We start from the raw sequence: 19,335 nt of genomic DNA, 5'->3' as shown, positions 1-19,335 counted from the left end.
CGTTCGTTGTTGGGCTTAAAGGAGCGTCAAACCATGTCAAAGCACCAAGCAGACTTTTCAGCACGCCTGACCGCCGTTCGCTCGGCCCTCAAATCAGCGGGCGTGGACGCCTTGTGGGTCAGTCAGCCGGAGAATGTCAACTATCTCAGCGGCTTTTCCAGTCCTGAAGACGCCAAAGCGCTGATTTTGCCGGACGCAGCGTGGCTGTATACCGATGGCCGCTACACCTTGCAGGCTGCACAGGAATCGGCCATTCCGGTGTTCATCGCCCGCTCGCCTGAGACGTTACAGCACGCCGCGCCGCTTCTCTCGGGCCTCAAGGTGGGCTTTGAAATGCAGCACCTGACAGTGGCCGAGCTCGGCGCGTTGCAGGCGCACTGGCCCACCGAACCCGCACCGCTCAGCGGCGTGGTGGAGCGACTTCGGCTCATCAAATCCGATGCGGAAGTGCAGCTGATCGAGCAGGCTCAAGCGATTGCCGACGCCGCCTTCGCCGAACTCTTGCCGATGGTCAAAGTCGGAGCGCGGGAACAAGACCTGGCGCTGGCTTTAGAAAGTGCCATGCGGCGTTTGGGCGCGGACGGCCCCGCTTTCGAGACCATCGTCGCCAGCGGTGTGCGTGGGGCGCTGCCGCATGGCCGGGCCTCGGACAAGGTGCTGGCGGAGGGCGAGTTGGTGACCATCGATTTCGGCGCTCGGCTCGGCGGCTACTTCTCCGACTCCACCCGCACGCTGGCGCTGGGCGAGGTCAGTGAAAGTCAGCGGCGGATGTACACGGCAGTTCTCGAAGCCGAGGAAACCGCGCTCGCGGCCATCAAACCCGGTGTCAGAACCGCCGACTTGGACGCGCTGGCCCGTGAGGTGCTGGGCCGCTACGACCTGGCCGACGCTTTCGTGCACTCGCTGGGCCACGGCGTGGGCTTGAATGTTCACGAGGGGCCGGGCCTCCGCAGCACTTCCGAAGAAGTCTTGCAGGCCGGTATGGTCATCACTATCGAGCCGGGTGTGTATATCGAACACCTCGGCGGCGTGCGCATCGAAGATCTGGTATTGGTAACCGACGAAGGCTCGCGGGTGCTGTCGCACAGTCCCAAGGAGCGGTTTTGATCTTCAAGAAAGTGGTGCTTAAAGCAGGACTCAGTCTGGTCTTGGCGTCCGCTTCTTTGGCGCTGGCGGTGCCGGGGCAAGCCGTCTATTACGGTGGCAAATACAATCCGCATACCCGCATGACCGCCGCCCACCGCACCTTGCCATTTGGTTCTTGGGTGCGGGTCACGCTCAGAAACGGGCACAGCGTGGACGTGCTGATCAATGACCGGGGGCCGTTCGGCAACAGCCGCCGGATTATCGATTTGTCGCGCACGGCGGCGGCCAGGCTGGGGATTCTCTCGCAGGGCGTAGCGGCGGTGGACGTGCGGGTGCTGAAGTACGGGCGGCGGTAATTAAAAAAAAACGCAGAAGGCCGGGGCGAACGTTAATCCCGGCCTTTCGCTTTTGAGTTGCCGGAATCAGGCCGGCGGAAAGAAGGTCTGTTCCAGCAAGAACACGTTCAGGCCGATAATCAGAGCAGTAATAAACCAGCCGACCCATTTCCAGAATGGATTGACCGCGAACTCGCCCATTTTGCGTTTGTCGGTCGTGAACATCATCAGCGGCACCACCGCGAACGAGAGCTGCATCGAAAGCACCACCTGCGAGAGGATCAGCAAGCTGCCGGTGCCTTTTTCGCCGTAGATCAGCACCACCGCGACGGTGGGGATGATGGCGATCAGCCGCGTCACCAGCCGCCGTACCCACGGTTTGAGCCGGATGTTGACAAAACCCTCCATGACGATCTGCCCGGTCAGGGTGCCGGTCAGGGTGCTGTTCTGCCCTGAGGCCAGCAGCGCCACCGCAAACAAAATGCTGGCCGCGCCCGCCCCCAGCATTGGCGAAAGCAGTTTGTAAGCGTCCTGAATCTCTGCGATGTCGGTGCGCCCGGCAAAGTGGAAAGCAGCGGCGGCCAGAATCAGGATCGAGGCGTTGATGAAAAAAGCGAACGTCAAGGCGATGCTCGAGTCCCAGGTGGCGAACTTGATGGCTTCGCGCTTGCCTTCCTGGTCACGCCTGTAGCCGCGCGTATTGACGATGGCCGAGTGCAGGTACAAGTTGTGCGGCATCACCGTCGCGCCCAAAATACCGATGCCGACGTAGAGCACGGCGGGGTCGAGCAGCTGCTTGGAAGGCAACAGACCGCCCAGCAACGGCGCAAGCTCAGGCTTGGAGAAGATCATCTCGAACAAGAAGGCCACGGCGATTGTGGCAATCAAGGTGATGACCAGCGCTTCGATGTACTTGAAACCCTTATTTTGCAGCAGCAAGATCAGCAGCACGTCGGCCACCGTCAGACACACGCCAATGATCAGCGGCAAACCGAAGAGCAGGTTCAGGGCAATGGCGGTGCCGATGACTTCGGCCAGGTCGGTGGCGATAATGGCCACTTCCGCTGAGAGCCATAGCATGATGGCGGCGGGTTTGCTGAAATGGTCGCGGCAGGCCTGCGCCAAATCGCGCCCAGTGGCAATGCCCAGGCGGGCCGAGAGGGCCTGCAAGTAAATCGCCATCAATGAGGAAATGAGCACCATGCTCAGCAGGGTGTAGCCGTAGGCGCTGCCGCCCGCAATGGAGGTGGCCCAGTTGCCGGGATCCATATAGCCTACCGCCACCAGCGCCCCTGGCCCCAGAAAAGACAGAAAGCGCTTCCAGGCGGGCTGGCTGTAATCCACGTTGATGCGGGCAACGTCACTTAAGGACTCGCCCGAACTTTCCTTGCGCCAGCCACTGCCTTTAGAGGTCACGGCTCACCTGATTGCTCACGCGGATATTCACAGTTGCAATTTTAGGCTTACCTAAAACTAAATTTCAAGGGGGAACGTTGCGGGGCATAGAGGTAAGGGGAGGTTATATATATTCTTTAGCAATGGTGGAGTGTGTCTCCCTCCCGCACCTATTTGCGATAGAATCTTGCAGGCATCAATTCTCAGGAGGAAGTACCCCATGACCGAAACTGCATTGCTCACGCTGGAAACCATCGCCAAGTACCTCAAGGAGCGCGAAGTCCAGCTGGATATGGAAGAAAACAATGGCCAGCGCTTTATCCGCATGGGCTGGCGCTTTGAGATGGGCGACGCCGCTGTACTCGTCAGCGTCAACGACGGCCCCAACAACACCTCGCGCTTGGAGGTCACCTGCGTCACCCAGAAGACCTACGCCGAGCGCAAAGACGAAATCATGGGCATTCTCAACGAGCGCAACCGTGAACGCGCTTTTGCCCGCAGCATCGACACCGATGGCAACGTCTGGCTCGAATACGTCGGCTTTTACCCCACGCTGACCGAAATGCCCCAGGAAACCTTCGACACCCTCTTCGGCGGCGTGCTGATGCACTTCCAAGACGACTACGCGTTCCTCGAAGGCGTGCAGATCACCCAGCCCCAGCCGCAAGCTTAAATCGCCCCGTCAGGAGCCGAGGGAACCTCCCCGGCTCTTTTTTCGGCTCGAACTTTGTGAAATAAATATTTTAGTAATTGCCTTGTGAAAATGAGTTTTATCAGCGAGACTCGGGCAGCCGATTTCTAGCATTGGCGTCTCTTGGAGGAGCTTGGCCCTTTATACTTTGAGTCCATGACCTCTATTCGTGAACTTCCTCAATTGATCGGCCAGAGCGTGACTCTTGACGCCTGGCTGACCGATAAGAGCGGCAAAGGTAAATTGCAGTTTCTCAAGCTGCGCGACGGCAGCGGTTTTGTGCAGGCCACCGTGTTTAAGCCTGAGGTCAGCGAAGAGGTGTTTGAAGTCGCCAAACACCTGACGCAGGAAAGCAGCCTGCGCCTGACCGGAGTGGTGCGGGCCGACGAGCGCTCACCCAGCGGGGTCGAGCTTTCGGTCAGCAACTTGGAAGTGGTGGGCGGCTCCGGCGAGTACCCGATCACCCCCAAAGAACACGGCATCGAGTTTTTACAAGACCACCGCCACCTCTGGCTGCGTCACCGCCGTCCCTGGGCCATTTTGCGCATTCGTGACGCCGTCGAGCGCGGCATCGTGGACTTTTTTGCGGGTGAGGACTTTATCCGCTTCGACGCGCCGTTTTTTACGCCCAATGCCGCCGAGGACTCCACCGAGCTTTTTGAGATCGATCTGTTCGGTGAAAACAAAGCCTTCCTTTCGCAGACTGGGCAGCTTCACGCTGAGGCTGGAGCGCTGGCCTTCGGCAAGGTCTACACCTTCGGGCCAACCTTCAGGGCCGAGAAATCCAAGACGCGGCGGCACCTGCTCGAATTTTGGATGATCGAGCCGGAAGTGGCTCCTAGTACCCATATAGACAACATGGCGCTGCAAGAGCGGATGGTCAGCTTTCTGGTGCGCCGCGTGCTGGAGCAGTGCGGCGAGGAACTGACCTTGCTTGGGCGCGACACCGAGAAGCTGAGGCCCGCCGCCGAAGGCAACTTCCCCCGCGTGAGTTACACGCAGGCGCTGGAGCTGATCCGTGAGACGTTGGCCTCCGGCGAGTTGCCGCCCAATGTTTCACCGGAAACCCAGCCGGTCGAGTGGGGCGACGATCTAGGAGCGCCGCATGAAACCATCGTCGGCTCCAAGTTTGACCGGCCCGTCATCATCGAGAAGTATCCGGCGGCAATCAAGGCTTTTTACATGCAGCCTGACCCGGAAGACCCGCGCCTGGCCCTGTGCGACGACATGATTGCCCCGGAAGGCTACGGCGAAATCATTGGCGGCTCTCAGCGCATTCACGACTACCAGTTGCTCAAAAAGCGCATCGACGAGCAGGGCTTGCCGCTCGACGCGTTTGAATGGTACTTGGATCTGCGCCGCTACGGCAGCGTGCCGCACGCCGGCTACGGCATGGGCCTGGAGCGCTTCGTGGCTTGGGTGTGCGGCATCGATCACATCCGCGAGGCGATCGCCTTTCCGAGAATGCTTACGCGGATGTATCCGTAACCCTACCAACCTTGAAGCAGTTGTACGGGCGCGGCTGAGCGCCGACTAAGTCAACCAAAAAAGATGCGGCGAACCTTTAATCTGGGTTCGCCGCTTTCAGTGAGCTCAAAAATAAGCTCAAGGGTTGACTGGGCATCAAGCCGAGGCGGGGCTCGGAGTCCGGGGACGCAGGAAGTTCCAAAAGCTCCAGGGAGCGCTTTGACTCGGCGCTTGTCTCAGCAGGCGGGCGCGGCTGGCTTCCTCACGCAGACGCTGTATGCGTTCCTGAGCGATCAGGTGTTGACGGCTGAAATCAGTGAACATTACGGGCTCCCTGTGGGCGGTGGAGTGAACCGTCCTTTGGTGTGCCGTTATCATCCGCCTGTGAGGTGATCAGCGCGTCAGCCAGACGGCGCAGCACCAAGCTGAGCGCTTTGGCTTAGGGTAGAGTTCACCCGGCTTAGCGCCCACGTCCCTACGCCCAGCCAGCGGTCATAAGAACGGCAGGGCGTGGCCACGTTAGCCACGCCCTGCCCCAAAAAATTGGCTGATCAGCGCGTGTCAGTGCCAGGTTTGTCGGCAACAGGCTCAGCGTCCAGGCCAAAAGCGCTGTGTACGGTGCGGGTGGCGTGTTCTACGTCCGCGCCTTCGATCGCCACGCTGATATTCAGCTCGCTCGACCCCTGCGAGATCATCAAGATATTGATGTCAGCGTTCGCAAGGGCGCTGAACAGCTTGGCCGAAACGCCCTTGGTGCCGCGCATTCCCGCGCCTACAATGGCCAGCACCGCCACGCCGCGCTGCACGTCCACTTGCAGGTGCCTGCCGCCCATCGGCGGGGTCAGGGCCGCCAGCGTGTGCTCCTCGTCGCTGCCCAAAATCACCAGCGAAACGTTGCTCATGCTGCTCGACTGCGAAACCATCAGCAGAGTGATGTTTTCTCTGGCCAGCGCCGCGAAGAGGTCGGCCACCACGTCCGGCACACCCAAAATGCCCGCGCCGGAGACGTTGATGATGCTGACCCCGCGAATGGCCGTGACCGCCTTGACCGGGTGCTGGCCGTCGGTTTGGGCCTCGCTGGTGACCAAGGTGCCGGCAAAGTCAGGGTCGGCGGCGCTTTTGACCCTCAGCGGAATGCCCGCTTCTTGCAGCGGCGTAACCGCCAGCGGGTGCAGCACCTTGGCTCCGAAGTAAGCCAGCTCCATCACCTCGCCGTAGCTGAGCTGGGCGATGTTTTGTGCGCCCATCACGCTTCTGGGATCGGCCGACATCACTCCGTCCACGTCTTTCCAGGCCCAGACCTCGTCAGCGTGGAGTGCTGCGCCCACAATGGTCGCTGAAAAGTCGGTGCCGCCGCGCCCCAGCGTGGTGATGGCTCCTTTTTCGGTTTCGCCCATAAAACCCGCAATCACCGGCGTCAGGCCAGCGTCGAGCAGCCCACTGAGCCGGTCACGGATGCGCCCCGCCGCCGTGCTGAGCGGGCGGGCGCTGCCAAAATGGCTGTCGGTGACGATGCCGGCTTGCCCACCGGTCAGGTGATGGGCCCGCGCCCCCAGGCTGCTCAGCCCCAGCGCCATCAGCGGAGCCGACAAACGCTCGCCGAAGGCCACGATCAGGTCGCGGCTGCGCGGGGTGAGTTCGCGCAGCAAGTACACGCCGTAGACGGCTTGGCGCAGGGTTTCGAGCAGTTCACGGATTTCGCGCACCACCCCGCTGTCGGGAGCCGCGCCGAGGTCTTGGGCCGCCGTGAAGTGGCGGGTTCTGAGGCCCGCGATCTGGTCGTTGGCCAGTGCGATGTCGCCTTTTTCAGCGGCTTCGGCGATCCCGAGCAGTTGATTGGTCACGCCCGCCATCGCCGAAACCACCACCACCACCTTGACGCCTTCTTTGGAGCTACGCTGCGAGAGGTACGCCGAGTGGCGAATGGCGGCGGCGTCGCCCATATTGGTGCCGCCGAATTTCATGACGAGGAGTGAGGGCTGTTCAGGCATGCCCAGCAGTTTACGGCATGCGGCGCGGGCAACGGGCGGAGCGTATAACAGGGAGCAGGGCGGGTAAACTGCTGGGCATGGCCAAATGCTCTTTCCCCCTCCTCGCTTTCCTGAGTGCCGCGCTGCTCTCCCCTGCTTCGGCAGCGTCACTTTCGGCGGCGTCATTTGCCGGACAAGTCATTTACCAGGTGATGCCCGACCGCTTTTTTAACGGCGACCCGAGCAATGATGGCGATGCGGATCTCGCAAACCCCCGGGCGTGGCACGGCGGAGATTTGGCGGGCTTGACCAGCAAGCTGAGTTACCTGACTGACCTCGGGGTCTCGGCGGTGTGGCTGACGCCTATTGATCAGCAGCAAACGGGCCGCAGCTTTGACACCGACGCTTATCACGGCTACTGGCCCGCCGATTTCAGGAAGGTGGACTCGCATTTCGGCACGCAGGCGCAGTGGGAAACCTTGGTCAAGGCGGCGCACGCGGGCGGCTTTAAGGTGGTGCTGGATCAGGTCATCAACCACTTCGGGTACTTGGCCCCTGCCGTGCAGGCCCAGCCGAGCTGGTTTCACACGCAGGCCGACTGTGACAAGGCGACCGACAAAGACGTGGTCTGTCCGCTGGCCGGACTACCGGATTTGCGGCAAGAAGACCCGGCCGTAAAGGACTTTTTGTTTCAAAATGACGCGTACTGGCGCGGTCAGGGCGTGGACGCCTTCCGTTACGACGCCATCAAGAATGTGCCGCAGGACTTTTTGACGGCGCTGCTGGCTCGCGACAGAGCGGCGGAAACGTGGACGCTCGGCGAGTATTACGGAGCCGACGCGCTGAGTCTTGCCCAGTATCAACAAGCCGGATTTGACAGCTTGTTCGACTTCCAACTTCAAGACGCCATGAAGGCCAGCGTCATGGGCGGCAGCGGGCTGAGCCGGGTGGCCAGTGCCCTCGACGCCCTGAGCAGCGTGCCCAAGCCGGATGAGGTGGCGCTATTTTTGGACAACCACGATTTGCCACGTTTCGCGCAGGGCAGCTTGTTTGAAGACACCGGCATTCAGCGCACCAAGTACGGGCTGCGGGCGCTGATGACCTTGCGCGGCGTGCCGGTGATCTGGCAGGGCACCGAGATCGCCATGCGCGGCGGCGCAGACCCCGACAACCGCCGCGATATGCGTTTTGAAAACCAGTGGACGCCGGCCGAGAAACAGGTTTTTGAAGTCACGAAAAACGCCATCAAGGTGCGGCGTGCCTCGGCAGCACTTTCGCTGGGAACACAGACGCGCCTGAATCTCCCGGACAGCCTCAGCGGAAATCTGATGGTGCTGCTGCGCGAAGACAAAAAGAGCGGGCAAAGGGTGCTGGTGGTTTGGCACAGCGGCGACGGGCGGGCCAACTACTCGGTCAAGACTTCGCTGGCCCCTCAAGCGCTGACGCGGGGACTGTTTCTCGATCCGGGTGAAACGCTCAGCAGCGCCAAGATGAGCGTTTCAGGCGGGTACTTGCACCTGAGTTTGCCGCCCAAGACGGCGGCGGCGTTCATACTGGGGAAACTGTGACGAAGCTCAAAGCCGTTCTCTTTGACCGCGACGACACCCTCAGCGTGATGGACGCCTCGGTGTACCACCAGGCCGCCGAGTGGGCCGCCGAGCAGTTTGGCTTGGAGGCCCACTCGGTTCTCGGCGTCATGCAGCGGCACTGGGAAACCGAGTTCGGCGGTTGGTGGGCGCTGCGCAGCCTCGGCGATGAGCAGGTCTTTTGGCAAGACTACGCGGCGCGGTTGGCGGCGGGGCTAGGCCTACGGGCCGAACAAGGAACGGCGCTGGTGGCGCAGTTTCCCTATCACGCTTTCATGAAGCCCGCGCCACAGGCCCGGAGGGTGCTGCTGGAGCTGCGGCGGCGCGGCCTGAAAACCGGGGTGCTGAGCAACACTTTGCCCGACATCTGGCCCACCTTGCAGGCGATTGGGGTGGCCGACGTGGTGGACGTGGCGCTGAGCAGTTGCTTGCTGGGCGTCCACAAGCCCGAGGCCGAAGTGTTTTTGCTGGCGGCTCAGGCACTGGAGGCAGAGCCGGCGGCGGTGTTGTTTTTGGATGACAAGCTGGAAAATGTCTCGGCGGCGCGGGCGGTGGGCATGCGGGCCGAGCTGGTGGACTTGAGCGGTCAGGCGGAGGGGGCGATTTGGGAGTTGGAAGGGGTATTGGCGTTGGTGTGAGGTGATGCTCACGGCCTTTTATATATTCGAGGAGTGAACATGTGGATTGATGGACATTTGGATTTGGCGTACAACGCTTCACTGGGACGGGATTTGACGTTGGGACTCGGGGCACTGCGGGCGTGCGATCCGGTGGAGGGACAGACCGCCACCGTCAGCTTTGAGGAGCTGCGGCGGGCTGGTGTGGGGCTGTGTTTGGGCACGCTGTTTGCCGCGCCGCAGACCAATGACCACGCCGGCTACACCGATTGGCGCGGAGCGCGGGCGCAGGCCATCAGCCAGTTGGAGCAGTACCAGCGCTGGCAAGACGGGGGATTTATTCGGCTGCTGGGCAGCGGAGCCGAGATTTCGGCGCACGCCGCGAAGTATGACCAACACCCGGGCGATCCGGCGGCTTCCCCGCTGGGCGTGGTGCTGCTGATGGAAGGCGCTGATCCGCTGCGCGACGTGGACGACTTGCCGTTTTGGCATAAGGAGGGCGTGCGGGCCATCGGGCTAAGCTGGGGCAAAACGCGCTTCGCGGGCGGCACGGCGGCGGCTGGGCCACTCACCGAGCGCGGGCGCGAGCTGCTCGCCGGCATGCGCGAACTCGGGGTGGCTCAGGATTTATCACACCTCGATGAGCAGGCTTTTTTTGAGGCTGTAGAACTCCAACCGCGCTGCTTTGCTTCACACAGCAACAGCCGAGCGGTCTTGAAGCTCGGTTCGGCGGAGGGCAACCGGCACCTCAGCGACGAGATGGCCCGCGCCATCGGAGAGCGCGGCGGGATCATCGGGCTGGTGCTGGTCGACAGCTTCCTGAAAGGCGGCTGGACGCTGGGCGACCCGCGTGTGGAGTTGCAGCAGGTGCTGCGCCACGCCGAGCGGTACGCTGAGCTGATCGGCTGGGACAAAGTCGGGCTGGGCAGCGACCTCGACGGCGGCTTCGGCAACGAGAAAACGCCGCTGGGGATTGATCAGGCCAGCGACTTGGGACGCTTGGCCGAGGTGTTTCCGGATGAAGCGCGGGACGGCGTGATGGGCGGCAACTGGCTGAGGTGGCTGGGGGCCAACCTGTGAGCGAACTGGACAGCCGGATTCACGCTTATGACGAAGTGGGCCGGCTCGCCGAACTTTCACTGCTGGGAAGGCTGGACACTTCGTTCCGGTTCGTGGAGCCGGTGGCGGCCCGCTGCGGCGCGGCGCGGCTGAGCCTGCGGGCCCGACCTGACGCCCACAGCCCGCAGGTCAGCGAAGCGCTGCCGGGCGAGGCGCTGGAGGTCATTGTGCGGCGGCCTGACGGCTGGGCGTGGCTCAGAACCTTGCACGACGGCTATCTGGGCTTTGCGCGGGTGGAGGGCTTGGCGGAGCAGTCTCCAGGAGCGGCGCTGCAAAGACCGCCGCTCAAGATCACGGCGCTGCGCGGGCACGTCTACGCCCAGCCGAGCATCAAAGCCCAGAAAGTGGCAGAGGTGTGCTTGGGCGCGGAGTTGGCGGGCGGCAGCGACGAAATGGTGAGCGAGGGCGGGCGGCAGTGGCTCGCTGTGGAGGGCGGCTTCGTACAGGCCGTCTGTGCTGAGCCGCTGTCAGACACGGACTCGGCGGCGCTGGCGCTGAGATTTGTGGACACGCCGTATGTCTGGGGCGGGCGCAGCGCCTGGGGGCTGGATTGTTCGGGCCTGAGCCAACTGGTGTACGCCGCCTTTGGGCGCGGCCTGCCGCGTGACGCCGATCAGCAGCAGGCCGCTTTGAGGCCCGTCGACACGGCGCAGCGCGGCGACCTGGCATTTTTTGACGGACACGTCGGCGTGATGCTCGGCGGCGAGCGGATGGTTCACGCCAACGCCACGCAGATGGCCGTCAGCGTGGAAACGTTGGGCGAGGGCGAGTACGGCAAACGGCTGAAGGCGGGCTTGCTGGGATTCGGGCGGTGGCCCGTGTGAGCAGCGCTGGCAAAACCAAGGTGGCCATCATCGGCTGCGGCAACCGGGGCGCAGACGTCTATGCACGCCACTTGACGGCGCAGGGCGCGGAAATCACCCATCTGGTGGAGACCCGCCCCAGTCGGCTTTTGGAAGTCGCGGCCCGCTGCGGCGTGGATCAGCAGCGGCAGTTCAGCGATTGGAACGCCTTTTTCAAGCTGGGCAAAGTCGCCGACGCGGTGGTGATCGCCACGCCGGATCATCAGCATCTGGAGCCGTGCTTGGCGGCGCTGGCCCTCGGTTACCAAGTCCTGCTCGAAAAGCCGGTGTGTCTCAGCGAAGCGGAGTTGGAGACTTTACTCGCCGCCGAGGCCGCCAGTAGCGGACAGGTCACGGTCTGCCACGTGCTGCGAACCACGCCATTTTTTCAGGCGGTGGCTGAAGTGGTGCGCAGCGGACGGCTGGGACAACTCGTCGGCATCACCTTATCGGAAAACGTGGCTTGGTGGCACTACGCCCACTCGTTCGTGCGCGGCAATTGGCGGCGCTCACCGCCCACTGCGCCGTTTGTCTTGGCCAAAAGCGTGCATGACCTGGACGTGCTGCGCTGGCTGGCCGCCTCCGCGCCGGTGCGGGTGGAGTCTCAAGGCGGCCTGCACCACTTCCGGCCCGAGAACCGACCTGTGGGCGCGGCAGACCGCTGCGTAGACTGCGCGGTGGCCTGCCCCTTCGACGCCCGGCAGATTTACCGCTCCCGGCCCGTGGATCAGTGGCCGGTCACAGTGCTGACGGCGGGCGGGCTGAGCTTGGAAGAAGCGCTGGAGAGTGGGCCATACGGCGAGTGCGTGTATTTGGGCCTCAACACTGTCGCCGACCACCAAACCGTGAGCGTCACCTTTGAAAGTGGCGTAACGGCGCAGCTGACTTCCAGCGCCTTTACCCACAACAACACCCGGACGCTCAAGCTGCTCGGCTCTCACGGCGAACTGCGCGGGCAGATGGAGCGCGGCGAAGTGGAAGTTTACGATTTTGTCAGCGGCGCGGTGAGCCTAGTTCGGGTAGACGCCAGCGGCAATCACGGTGGCGGCGACACTGGCCTGGTCAGCGCTTGGCTGGCGTTTTTGCGCGGCGAGTCAGGCGTGCCCACGCCGCTTACCGAGTCACTGGATTCCCACCGGATGGCCTTCTGGGCCGAGCGCTCGAGGACAGGGCCATAAGTGTACTCACTGCCGCGCAACTGAGAAAAAGCTTGGCAGGACTTGAAGCAGCTGAACTGCGCGAACTGGTGCGGCAGATGTACGCGGCCAGCGCGGACAACAAACGCCTGCTCAGCGCTTTGCTGGAGGGCGACAGAAGCGGCCTGAAAATCAAAGTGACGCAGGAAATTGAAAAAGCTTTTGGCACGGCGCAAAGCCGGCGGTGGCCGAGCCTCAAGACAGGGGCAGCACGGACGGCTTTGCAGCACTACGCCAAATTCGCGCCGCCCTCGTTCACGCTGAGCTGGACTTCGTGGAAGCGGGCCTGGCCTGCATGGAGCGCTACGGTGACGTGAGTGGGAGTGCCCGGAGCAGCTTAGAGAGCATGTGGCAGACATTGATGAAGCGCTGTCTGAGCTTGCCCAGAGATGAGGTACCGTGGACGCGCCTCAGGCGGGTGGAGGCCAGTCAAGAGGGGTGTGGCTGGACGTTTTTGGATGAGTTGGAGGGCTTAGAGGAAGAGCGGGAATCTATTATATATATATTCTAGATGGCCTCGCCCTGTTTGATGCCGAGCACCCGTGAAGCGCCGCTGGCGTCGGTGGTGACGCCCCAGATGGCCCCAGCCACTTCCATGGTCGCTTTCTGATGGGTCACCAGCACAAACTGTGCGCCCCGCGCCGCGAAGACTTTGAGGAAATGGGTAAAGCGGCGGATGTTGGCTTCGTCTAGGGGGGCGTCCACCTCATCCAACACGGCCAGAGGCAGGCCACTGGCACTTTCTGTGCCCGCGTGGTTGAGGGCAAACAAAAAGCCGAGGCCCGCCATGGTGCGCTCACCTGCCGAGAGCAGGGTAAGGCTGCGGGTGCGCTTGCCCTGCGGCTGCACGGCGAGGCGCAGGCCGCAGAGTCTGCCGTCCGCGTTGCGCTCGGCTTCGAGCTCGCCCACGCCGCCGAGCAGCTCGCGGCTGTAGTCGGCAAAGGCGGCGTTGACCCGGCCATAAGCCGCCAGGGTGGCGGCCTGCTCTTGCTGAGCGAGTTCGGCGAGATGGACGCTGAGTTCAGCGGCGGCGGCCTGAGCGTCCTCTCTTTGGGTGTGCAGGTCGGCGAGGCGCTCGGCTTCACGGGCGTGTTCGGCTTCGGCCAGCGGGTTGACCAAGCCCAGCTCAGCGAGGTGGGAGCGCACCCGGCCCAGCTCGGCGCTCCACTCGCGGGGTGTACCGGGGAGGAGCGCTGCGTCGGTCAGAGGTTCGAGGCTGCCTTCGCGGCGGGCGGCGGTGAGCTGGGCCGCTTCCAAATCGGCGCGGACTTTGTTTTGGCGGGCCAGCAAATTGGCGTAGTTTTGGCTGGCCTGCGTCTGAACGCGCTCGGCTTCTTCCAGACCCGCAGGACGGCGCTGCTCAGCCTGGGTCTGGCGGCGCAGGACTTCGCTGGCGGCCAGGTGCTGCTCGGCGCTTTGCTCAGCGAGGGCGGCGCTGTTGGCACTCAGACGCAGATGCAGAGCGGTTTGCTGCTCGGCGGCTGAGCGGTAAAGCGTCCAGGCCGCCGCGATCTGGCGGGCTTCGGCGAGTTGTTCGCTGCGTTGGCGCTCGGTTTGGCGCAGGTCAGCGAGGCGAACTTCCAACTCGCGGCTGCGCTGTTCTAGGTCAGCTGGAGCGAGGTCGGCGGGCGCTGATGGGAAATCGGCCGCTTGCTGAAGTTGGCCGAGCAAGCCGCGCTGACGGGTTTGGGCAGCGCTCAGCTCCGTTGCGAGCTGGGTGACGCGGCGCTCCGCTTCTCGCTCGGCGGCTTGGAGCGCGGCAAGTGAGGGCAGGACACTGAGCGGCAGGGCGGCACGTTGGGCGCTGAGCGCGGCGTGAGCGGCTTCTAGACTTCGTTCTTGGATGTTCAACGCTTCCAGTTCATCGGCCAAGTCCCCAAAGCGGCGCTGATCAGTGAGCAGGTTCGCGCCGCCGTCGCGCAGGCGTCCGCCGGTCAGCGCCCCACCGGGTTCCAGCAGCTCGCCGCCGAGCGTGACTAAGCGCGGGCGGCTCTGGAAGCGGCGGGCCAGGCGGGTGGCGGCGGGCAAGTCTTCCAGCAGCAGGGTATCGGCCAGCAGCGCCTCGCTGATTTGCGGCGGAGCGCTGGGGCAAAGGTCGGCGAGATTGCCCAGCACGCCGCTTTCGCTGAGCAGTGCCGAGTCGCGGCGCGGGCGGGGGCGCAATAAGTCCAGCGGCAAAAAGGTGGCGCGTCCGCCCTGCCGCTTGAGCAGGTCGATCAGTTCGCGGGCGTCGTCGGACGTCTGCACCACCACTTGCTCCAACCGGCGGCCCAGTGCGGCGCTGGCGGCGGTTTGATACTCGGCGCGGACGCTCAGCACGTCGGCCACCGAACCGATAATGCCGGGGTGGTCGCTCGTCAGAGCGTTGCGGGGGCCTTCGCCGTAGCGGGTGTACGAATGGAGCAAGGTTTCCAAGCGGGTGTGTTCGCTTTGCAGCGGCTTACGGGCGGCCCTGAGTTCGCTGAGCTGGCGCTCTAAGCGGCTGAACTGGGCCTCAAGTTCGGCGCGGCGCTGGGCGGCCTGCTGAGCCTCAGTTTCGGCTTGCTGGCGCTCTGTGGCGGCGGCTTCCCGCGCTGCTTGGGCTTCTTGGAGGGCGGGAGCAAGCTCACTTAAGCGGCGCTCCAGCTCCGTTTGCTCACTTTGCAGGAGATGGCGCTGGGCACTGCTGCGGACCTGCGCTTCGGCGTGCTGGGCCGCCAAAAGGCGGGCGCGTCCGAGTTCGGCGCTGAGGCTGCGCCACCGGCTTTCGGCTTGGCTCAGCTCGGCGCGGGTCGTTTGAAGCTGGGTCTCCACGTCGGAGACGTCGGGGGCAGCCTGCGGCGGCGCAGCCAGTTCGGGGACAGACCGCTCCCGCTCCAAGCTTTCGCGCTCGGCTTGCAGGCGCGTCACGGCGCGGCTGAGCTGGCGCTCGGCGTGTTGGGCGGCTTCCAGCAGCTCTAGGGCTTGGCGGTGGCCGGCTTGATCTGCCCGGACTGCCCGCACCGCTTCACGGGCAGTTTCGAGCTGAGCGCCCGCCAGCACGGTGCGCTGCGCCAAGACCAGCGATTCTTGCTCAAGCTGGGCGGCGGAGGCCTGAGCCGCTTGCAGTTCGGCCCTGAGCGTTTCCTGACGGTGACGGAATAGCGCTTCGACAAGGGCCAGTTCGCGCAGGGCGAGGGTTCGGGCGAGCTGGGCCGCCGCCGCTTCGATCTGGAGGCGCTGGGTGCGGGCGGACAGTTCGTCTTCAAGGCGTTGCAGCTCGCTCAGGGAGCGCCGCGCTCCTTCAAGGCGGCTCTCGGTGTCCTCGCGGGCGGCCACCGCCCTACTCAGGCCCGCCGCTTCCTGAAGGTAGCCGAGCAGGGTTTTGCCCTCGGCCTGCACCACCCCGCTGACCTCGCCCTGCCCGATGACCGCCAGCCCGCCGGGGCCGAGGCCGGTGCCGCGCAGCGCCTGCTGAACATCGCGCACCCGCACAGGGCGGCCCGTGAGGTCTTGCTCGGCGCTGCCGTCGCGGTAAATCCGGCGGCTGAAACTGAGCTGGCCCCGCGGGGTTCGCAGCTCGATTTGCACTTCCGCGAGGCCCACCGGCGCTTTGCCACCAGAGCCGTGAAAAATCAGCTCAGTGGCTTTGGCGGCCCGGAGTTCGCGGGCGCGGGCTTGGTGGCAGGCCCACCGCAGCGCTTCGACCACGTTGCTTTTGCCCGAGCCGTTGGGGCCGATCACAGCCGTCACGCCGGGGCCGAAGTCCAGGCGGGTGCGCTCAGCGAAACTTTTGAAGCCTTGCAGGGTAATGGATTCAATCATGGGCAGTGGGGTTGGACTGAGGAGCAGAAAGTGAAGTGACCACTGCTCGCAATCAGTCTTGGCAATCCGCCTTGCCGTACGGGCGGGTCAGATCCATGTGGCCGAGCAAAGTCGGCGCACTTTGACCGCCCAGCAAAAACAGCACGTCTTTGCCGGTTTTGTCGAGCAGGGTGCGGGTCAGCGAGCAAAGGATCATCCGCTCGCCGCTGACGCCGTAATTGAACTGAGCATAGCTGCTGGGCAAGTTGACATAAAAGTGCGGGCCGCGCACCCACACGTCCGGCACGGCGCTGCCCTGCGGAATGACCCGCAGCCCTTTGCCCTTGAGCGGGCCACGCGCCCAGGCGTTCAGCTCGGCCTGCGCGACTTTGCCCGGCGACTGGCCTTCAACGCTCACGCTGCGGTCTTCAGTCACGAAACTGTCCACGTTGCCGTTTGAGAAGTACAGCGTGACGGTAATCGGCTGCACCACTTCGAGTTGAAGCGCGGGCGGCGTCGGCGCGGGCGGCGGCTGCGAGACCCAGTTGCGAACCGCCAGCGAGAGCGCCAACACCAGCAAGCCCAAAATGTTGATGGGCGTAAAGAGGCGCTTCATTGGCCGCTTCCGGTCAGGTTGGTGGCCCGCGCTTTGAGGAAGGTGGCCACGCTCAGGGCCAGCGCTTCCGAGACTTTGACGGTGCGCTGGGCCGTGATCAGGTTGGCGAGGTCGCCGGCGTTTTGCGGCCAGCCGAGTTCGAGTTCAAATGAAGCGTGCGGAGCCTCACCCGGCAAAAAGAGGCGCGGGATTTGCTCGGCTCCGGCTTTGAGGCCGCGTGAACCGAGTTCGCCCATCAGCAGTTCGGCCAGCCGCTTGGTTTCGCCGCCGTCGCCCACCGCTGCCCGCACCAGGTCGCTACCACCGGCCCCGCTGCGAAAAGCGTTGATGATCTGGGCGTTTTGGTCGCCCACCGGCTGATAAAGGGTGATACCTTTTCGGCCTGAGCCGGGAAAGCGCCCCACACTGAGCGTGACAAAGACTTGGCTTTGACGGGCCAGCTTTTCTCGCTGGGCCACCGGGAGCCGGCCCGCCGAGCTGCGGGTGAGCTGGACTTGCCAGCCCGCTTTGCTGAGTAGCTCGCCGGTGGCGCGGGCGACTTCGAGCGGAATATCCACGCTGCCGCCGCCTTTGGGAGCCGGATCAAGGACGATCAGCGGCGAGCGCGGCACATCCGCGAGCGCAGCGATGTTGCGCGGCAATCCGGGGCCGACATCGAGAACCAGTCGCACGCTGCCGGGGCGGATCACCTTGAACAGCCGGTAGCCTGCGCCGTTGCCCAGCGGAATGGCGATGCTGGCGTTGCCCTGCGCGGTTTTGACTTCAAACTGCGGCACGAACGCGCCGCGCGTGGCGTAGGTGCGCGGATTGGCGTTGACGCCTTTGAGGGTCAGGGTCAGGATGTTGCCGCTGAAATTGGCGGCGTACTGAAGGTCACGGCTGAAATCCAGCACGATCCGGTCGGTGTCTTTTCCGGCCCGCGAAGACACGTTGGTCAGGGCCGCAGCGGGCAGCGAGAAATCGCCGGTGCGGTAGTCCGCGCCCAGACCGCGTGCCAGGGTGTCAAGCGGCAAGTACACTTCGCCGTTCACCAGCGTGGCGGTGCGGGCTTTGAGGCGGGTGCTGTCAAGCTGCACGGTGTTGAAGTCGGTGGCGGCCCGCTCGGAATCTTGGTCGATCGGCAAGATCAGCTCGTGGCCCAGGCCGCTGACACGCACGTAAGGGTCTTCGCGGCTGACTTTGACGGCGCTCAGCCCCTCGACGGTGAGCTGCGAGGCGTATTCGGCTCCGCCCAGCACGATGGCCTGAGCGTCCCGGCCGCCCAGCGTCAGCTTGCTGTAGGCGTACTGCGCTCCGGCGACGCCCAGCAAAAAAAGAGCGGCCAGCAGTCCGGCCCGCAGGCGCAAATCTTGGAACAGACTTCTTTGCAAACTGGGCTTCATGCGTTCCTGATTTCTTTGCGGGCTTCTTTGTCGGCCTCGGCGCGGCGCTTGTCGTGCAGCTTTTTACCGCGTGCCAGCGCCACTTCCACTTTAAAGAAGCGGCCTTTTTGGTAAAGGCGGGTGGGAATGAGACTCAGCCCTTTAATTTTGAGTTGGCGTTCTATTTTTCCGATTTCTTCGCGGTTTAAGAGCAGGCGGCGGGTGCGGCGGGGGGTGTGGTTGTTGTAGCTGGCATCTTTGTATTCAGGAATGTACAGCCCTTCAAGGTCAAGGTCGTGGCCTTGCAAGCGGGCAAAAGCGTCGCGGAAATCCACGCCACCGGCGCGAATGCTTTTGACCTCACTGCCGGTTAAACTGATGCCCGCCTCGAACCGTTCCAGCAGTTCATAGTCGTAATGTGCGCGGCGGTTGGTATACACGGGCCGCATTCTAGCAGGCGAGTTTGTGAGGGCGGGCCAAGTCCCGTAAGGTGGCTCAACTTTTGAACATCCAGCGGGTGAGCAGAGGCTGGATGAAGCCCAGCAGCACCGTCGCAAACCAAGACGGGTACGGCTGGGTAGAGGCCGCTATAGCCACAGTTCCAGCAAGCCTCATGACGCTGGCAAACACGCTGTCGCTCAGGCCGTGTAAGCGGCCCAGCAAAATACCTTGCAGGTTGGTGTCCGGCGACAGGGAGTCAGCTGAACGGGCGCTCCGCTCAGGTCTTCTCCAAGGCCACCCGTTCTCCCGCTTCAGACGCGGCGAAGCGCTCACGCAGAAAACGGCCCTGGGTCAGCATTCTATCGGCAGCGGCGTGGTCTAGGCGCAGCGCTTCTTTGACGCCCGCTCCGATCAGGTCGAGTTGTTCACTCAGCAACGTTTCGGCGTCCATGCCCTGTGCCGAGAGACGCTGGCGTGCCCCCGCCGTCAAATCGAGGAAGGCCCGCAATGTTTGCGGCAGGTAGTCGGCTTGGGTTTGCTTGATCAGGAAAGCGCTGCGGGCGTCCAGCGTTTTGGGCGCGTCCTGCACCAAGCACAGCAACTCCAGCGCCTGTGAGCGCTGCGGTTCCGGCAGGCGCAGGGCCAGCACCGCAGCCGCGTGGGGGTCATCCGGCGTGGGCGCGGGCAGCGGCGCAGGCTGTTTGGCGGCTTGTTCCAGCTCGGCGATGGCCCGCTTTTCTTGGAGAATACGGAGCTTACTTTGGCCGTCGACGCGGGTAATCAGCGCGATGCCGCCGAAGATGCCACCAAAAATCACCATCAGAATCGGAACGGCTTCCATAGTTCGTTGA

19 protein-coding genes are annotated in these 19,335 nt (G+C 63.6%); 10 read left to right on the top strand and 9 right to left on the bottom strand.

Annotated features, from left to right (window positions below):
- Positions 1-33: 33 nt before the first annotated feature.
- Positions 34-1,107: a M24 family metallopeptidase gene (locus EHF33_RS02715; protein WP_124867651.1), complete on the top strand. Its 1,074-nt coding sequence runs from the start codon at positions 34-36 to the stop codon at positions 1,105-1,107.
- On the top strand, positions 1,104-1,442 hold the full coding sequence (locus EHF33_RS21715; RefSeq protein ID WP_277425527.1) for a septal ring lytic transglycosylase RlpA family protein: 339 nt from the start codon (positions 1,104-1,106) through the stop codon (positions 1,440-1,442). Before EHF33_RS02715 ends, EHF33_RS21715 begins: the two co-directional genes overlap by 4 nt.
- Before the next feature lie 66 nt (positions 1,443-1,508).
- On the opposite strand, the gene EHF33_RS02705 is transcribed toward EHF33_RS21715, so the two are convergent.
- Positions 1,509-2,837, bottom strand: coding sequence for an Nramp family divalent metal transporter (locus tag EHF33_RS02705; RefSeq protein WP_124867649.1), 1,329 nt, complete (start codon positions 2,835-2,837; stop codon positions 1,509-1,511).
- Positions 2,838-3,036: 199 nt separating this feature from the next.
- Between EHF33_RS02705 and EHF33_RS02700 the strand changes: the two genes are divergently transcribed.
- Positions 3,037-3,489 carry a YbjN domain-containing protein gene (locus tag EHF33_RS02700; protein WP_124867647.1) on the top strand — a complete coding sequence of 151 codons (453 nt, stop codon included), beginning with the start codon at positions 3,037-3,039 and terminating at the stop codon, positions 3,487-3,489.
- 174 nt (positions 3,490-3,663) lie between these two features.
- Entirely contained in the window at positions 3,664-4,995 is a 1,332-nt protein-coding gene (gene asnS, locus EHF33_RS02695) for an asparagine--tRNA ligase (RefSeq protein WP_124867645.1), read from the top strand.
- 135 nt (positions 4,996-5,130) lie between these two features.
- Here asnS and EHF33_RS21000 read toward each other — a convergent pair whose 3' ends face one another.
- Together EHF33_RS21000 and EHF33_RS02690 are read right to left on the bottom strand one after the other, a co-directional pair.
- A complete protein-coding gene (locus tag EHF33_RS21000) occupies positions 5,131-5,298 on the bottom strand; it encodes a hypothetical protein (protein WP_164473388.1) in 168 nt (55 codons plus the stop codon).
- 227 nt (positions 5,299-5,525) lie between these two features.
- Positions 5,526-6,965 (bottom strand): aspartate kinase, encoded by a 1,440-nt coding sequence (locus EHF33_RS02690; RefSeq protein WP_241191225.1) that lies wholly within the window; start codon positions 6,963-6,965, stop codon positions 5,526-5,528.
- Positions 6,966-7,042: 77 nt separating this feature from the next.
- On the opposite strand from EHF33_RS02690, the gene EHF33_RS02685 reads away from it, so the two are divergent.
- The 6 genes from EHF33_RS02685 to EHF33_RS02660 are packed head-to-tail and all read left to right on the top strand — an operon-like array spanning position 7,043 to position 12,621.
- The gene (locus tag EHF33_RS02685; protein WP_124867643.1) at positions 7,043-8,512 is read left to right on the top strand and encodes an alpha-amylase family glycosyl hydrolase; all 1,470 of its coding nucleotides are present in this window, start codon (positions 7,043-7,045) and stop codon (positions 8,510-8,512) included.
- Positions 8,509-9,168, top strand: a complete 660-nt coding sequence (locus tag EHF33_RS02680; protein ID WP_241191224.1) for an HAD-IA family hydrolase — start codon at positions 8,509-8,511, stop codon at positions 9,166-9,168. Before EHF33_RS02685 ends, EHF33_RS02680 begins: the two co-directional genes overlap by 4 nt.
- Before the next feature lie 39 nt (positions 9,169-9,207).
- Entirely contained in the window at positions 9,208-10,227 is a 1,020-nt protein-coding gene (locus tag EHF33_RS02675) for a dipeptidase (protein ID WP_124872744.1), read from the top strand.
- Positions 10,224-11,090, top strand: coding sequence for a C40 family peptidase (locus EHF33_RS02670; RefSeq protein WP_164473387.1), 867 nt, complete (start codon positions 10,224-10,226; stop codon positions 11,088-11,090). Before EHF33_RS02675 ends, EHF33_RS02670 begins: the two co-directional genes overlap by 4 nt.
- Entirely contained in the window at positions 11,087-12,286 is a 1,200-nt protein-coding gene (locus tag EHF33_RS02665; protein WP_241191223.1) for a Gfo/Idh/MocA family protein, read from the top strand. Before EHF33_RS02670 ends, EHF33_RS02665 begins: the two co-directional genes overlap by 4 nt.
- A gap of 32 nt (positions 12,287-12,318) precedes the next feature.
- Positions 12,319-12,621 (top strand): hypothetical protein, encoded by a 303-nt coding sequence (locus tag EHF33_RS02660; protein WP_124867639.1) that lies wholly within the window; start codon positions 12,319-12,321, stop codon positions 12,619-12,621.
- A 190-nt stretch (positions 12,622-12,811) separates the two neighbouring features.
- Here EHF33_RS02660 and EHF33_RS02655 read toward each other — a convergent pair whose 3' ends face one another.
- Genes EHF33_RS02655 through EHF33_RS02635 form a run of 6 tightly spaced genes read right to left on the bottom strand, consistent with a single transcriptional unit; the run spans position 12,812 to position 19,325 of the window.
- The gene (locus EHF33_RS02655) at positions 12,812-16,087 is read right to left on the bottom strand and encodes an AAA family ATPase (RefSeq protein WP_124867637.1); all 3,276 of its coding nucleotides are present in this window, start codon (positions 16,085-16,087) and stop codon (positions 12,812-12,814) included.
- A gap of 52 nt (positions 16,088-16,139) precedes the next feature.
- A complete protein-coding gene (locus EHF33_RS02650) occupies positions 16,140-16,682 on the bottom strand; it encodes a GerMN domain-containing protein (protein WP_124867635.1) in 543 nt (180 codons plus the stop codon).
- The gene (locus tag EHF33_RS02645; protein WP_124867633.1) at positions 16,679-18,064 is read right to left on the bottom strand and encodes an N-acetylmuramoyl-L-alanine amidase; all 1,386 of its coding nucleotides are present in this window, start codon (positions 18,062-18,064) and stop codon (positions 16,679-16,681) included. Before EHF33_RS02645 ends, EHF33_RS02650 begins: the two co-directional genes overlap by 4 nt.
- Complete coding sequence (gene smpB / locus EHF33_RS02640; protein ID WP_124867631.1) at positions 18,061-18,492, bottom strand: SsrA-binding protein SmpB; 432 nt, start codon at positions 18,490-18,492, stop codon at positions 18,061-18,063. The genes EHF33_RS02645 and smpB overlap by 4 nt, the downstream gene beginning before the upstream one ends.
- A 46-nt stretch (positions 18,493-18,538) precedes the next feature.
- Positions 18,539-18,706 (bottom strand): hypothetical protein, encoded by a 168-nt coding sequence (locus EHF33_RS20995; protein WP_164473386.1) that lies wholly within the window; start codon positions 18,704-18,706, stop codon positions 18,539-18,541.
- A 55-nt stretch (positions 18,707-18,761) separates the two neighbouring features.
- Positions 18,762-19,325 carry a hypothetical protein gene (locus tag EHF33_RS02635; RefSeq protein WP_124867629.1) on the bottom strand — a complete coding sequence of 188 codons (564 nt, stop codon included), beginning with the start codon at positions 19,323-19,325 and terminating at the stop codon, positions 18,762-18,764.
- Positions 19,326-19,335: the final 10 nt, after the last annotated feature.

The sequence above is a fragment of the Deinococcus psychrotolerans genome (assembly GCF_003860465.1).
GTDB classification, from domain to species: Bacteria; Deinococcota; Deinococci; order Deinococcales; family Deinococcaceae; genus Deinococcus; species Deinococcus psychrotolerans.
Note: the sequence above shows the minus strand (reverse complement) of the source record. Positions and strands in the feature narration are given on the sequence as shown.

Excerpts from the sequence above, each read along its gene's own strand:
- EHF33_RS02715 (WP_124867651.1), top strand. The coding sequence starts at position 34 with ATGTCAAAGCACCAAGCAGACTTTTCAGCACGCCTGACCGCCGTTCGC.
- EHF33_RS02700 (WP_124867647.1), top strand. The coding sequence starts at position 3,037 with ATGACCGAAACTGCATTGCTCACGCTGGAAACCATCGCCAAGTACCTC.
- asnS (WP_124867645.1), top strand. The coding sequence starts at position 3,664 with ATGACCTCTATTCGTGAACTTCCTCAATTGATCGGCCAGAGCGTGACT.
- EHF33_RS21000 (WP_164473388.1), bottom strand. The coding sequence starts at position 5,298 with ATGTTCACTGATTTCAGCCGTCAACACCTGATCGCTCAGGAACGCATA.
- EHF33_RS02690 (WP_241191225.1), bottom strand. The coding sequence starts at position 6,965 with ATGCCTGAACAGCCCTCACTCCTCGTCATGAAATTCGGCGGCACCAAT.
- EHF33_RS02685 (WP_124867643.1), top strand. The coding sequence starts at position 7,043 with ATGGCCAAATGCTCTTTCCCCCTCCTCGCTTTCCTGAGTGCCGCGCTG.
- EHF33_RS02675 (WP_124872744.1), top strand. The coding sequence starts at position 9,208 with ATGTGGATTGATGGACATTTGGATTTGGCGTACAACGCTTCACTGGGA.
- EHF33_RS02655 (WP_124867637.1), bottom strand. The coding sequence starts at position 16,087 with ATGATTGAATCCATTACCCTGCAAGGCTTCAAAAGTTTCGCTGAGCGC.
- EHF33_RS02650 (WP_124867635.1), bottom strand. The coding sequence starts at position 16,682 with ATGAAGCGCCTCTTTACGCCCATCAACATTTTGGGCTTGCTGGTGTTG.
- EHF33_RS02645 (WP_124867633.1), bottom strand. The coding sequence starts at position 18,064 with ATGAAGCCCAGTTTGCAAAGAAGTCTGTTCCAAGATTTGCGCCTGCGG.
- smpB (WP_124867631.1), bottom strand. The coding sequence starts at position 18,492 with ATGCGGCCCGTGTATACCAACCGCCGCGCACATTACGACTATGAACTG.
- EHF33_RS02635 (WP_124867629.1), bottom strand. The coding sequence starts at position 19,325 with ATGGAAGCCGTTCCGATTCTGATGGTGATTTTTGGTGGCATCTTCGGC.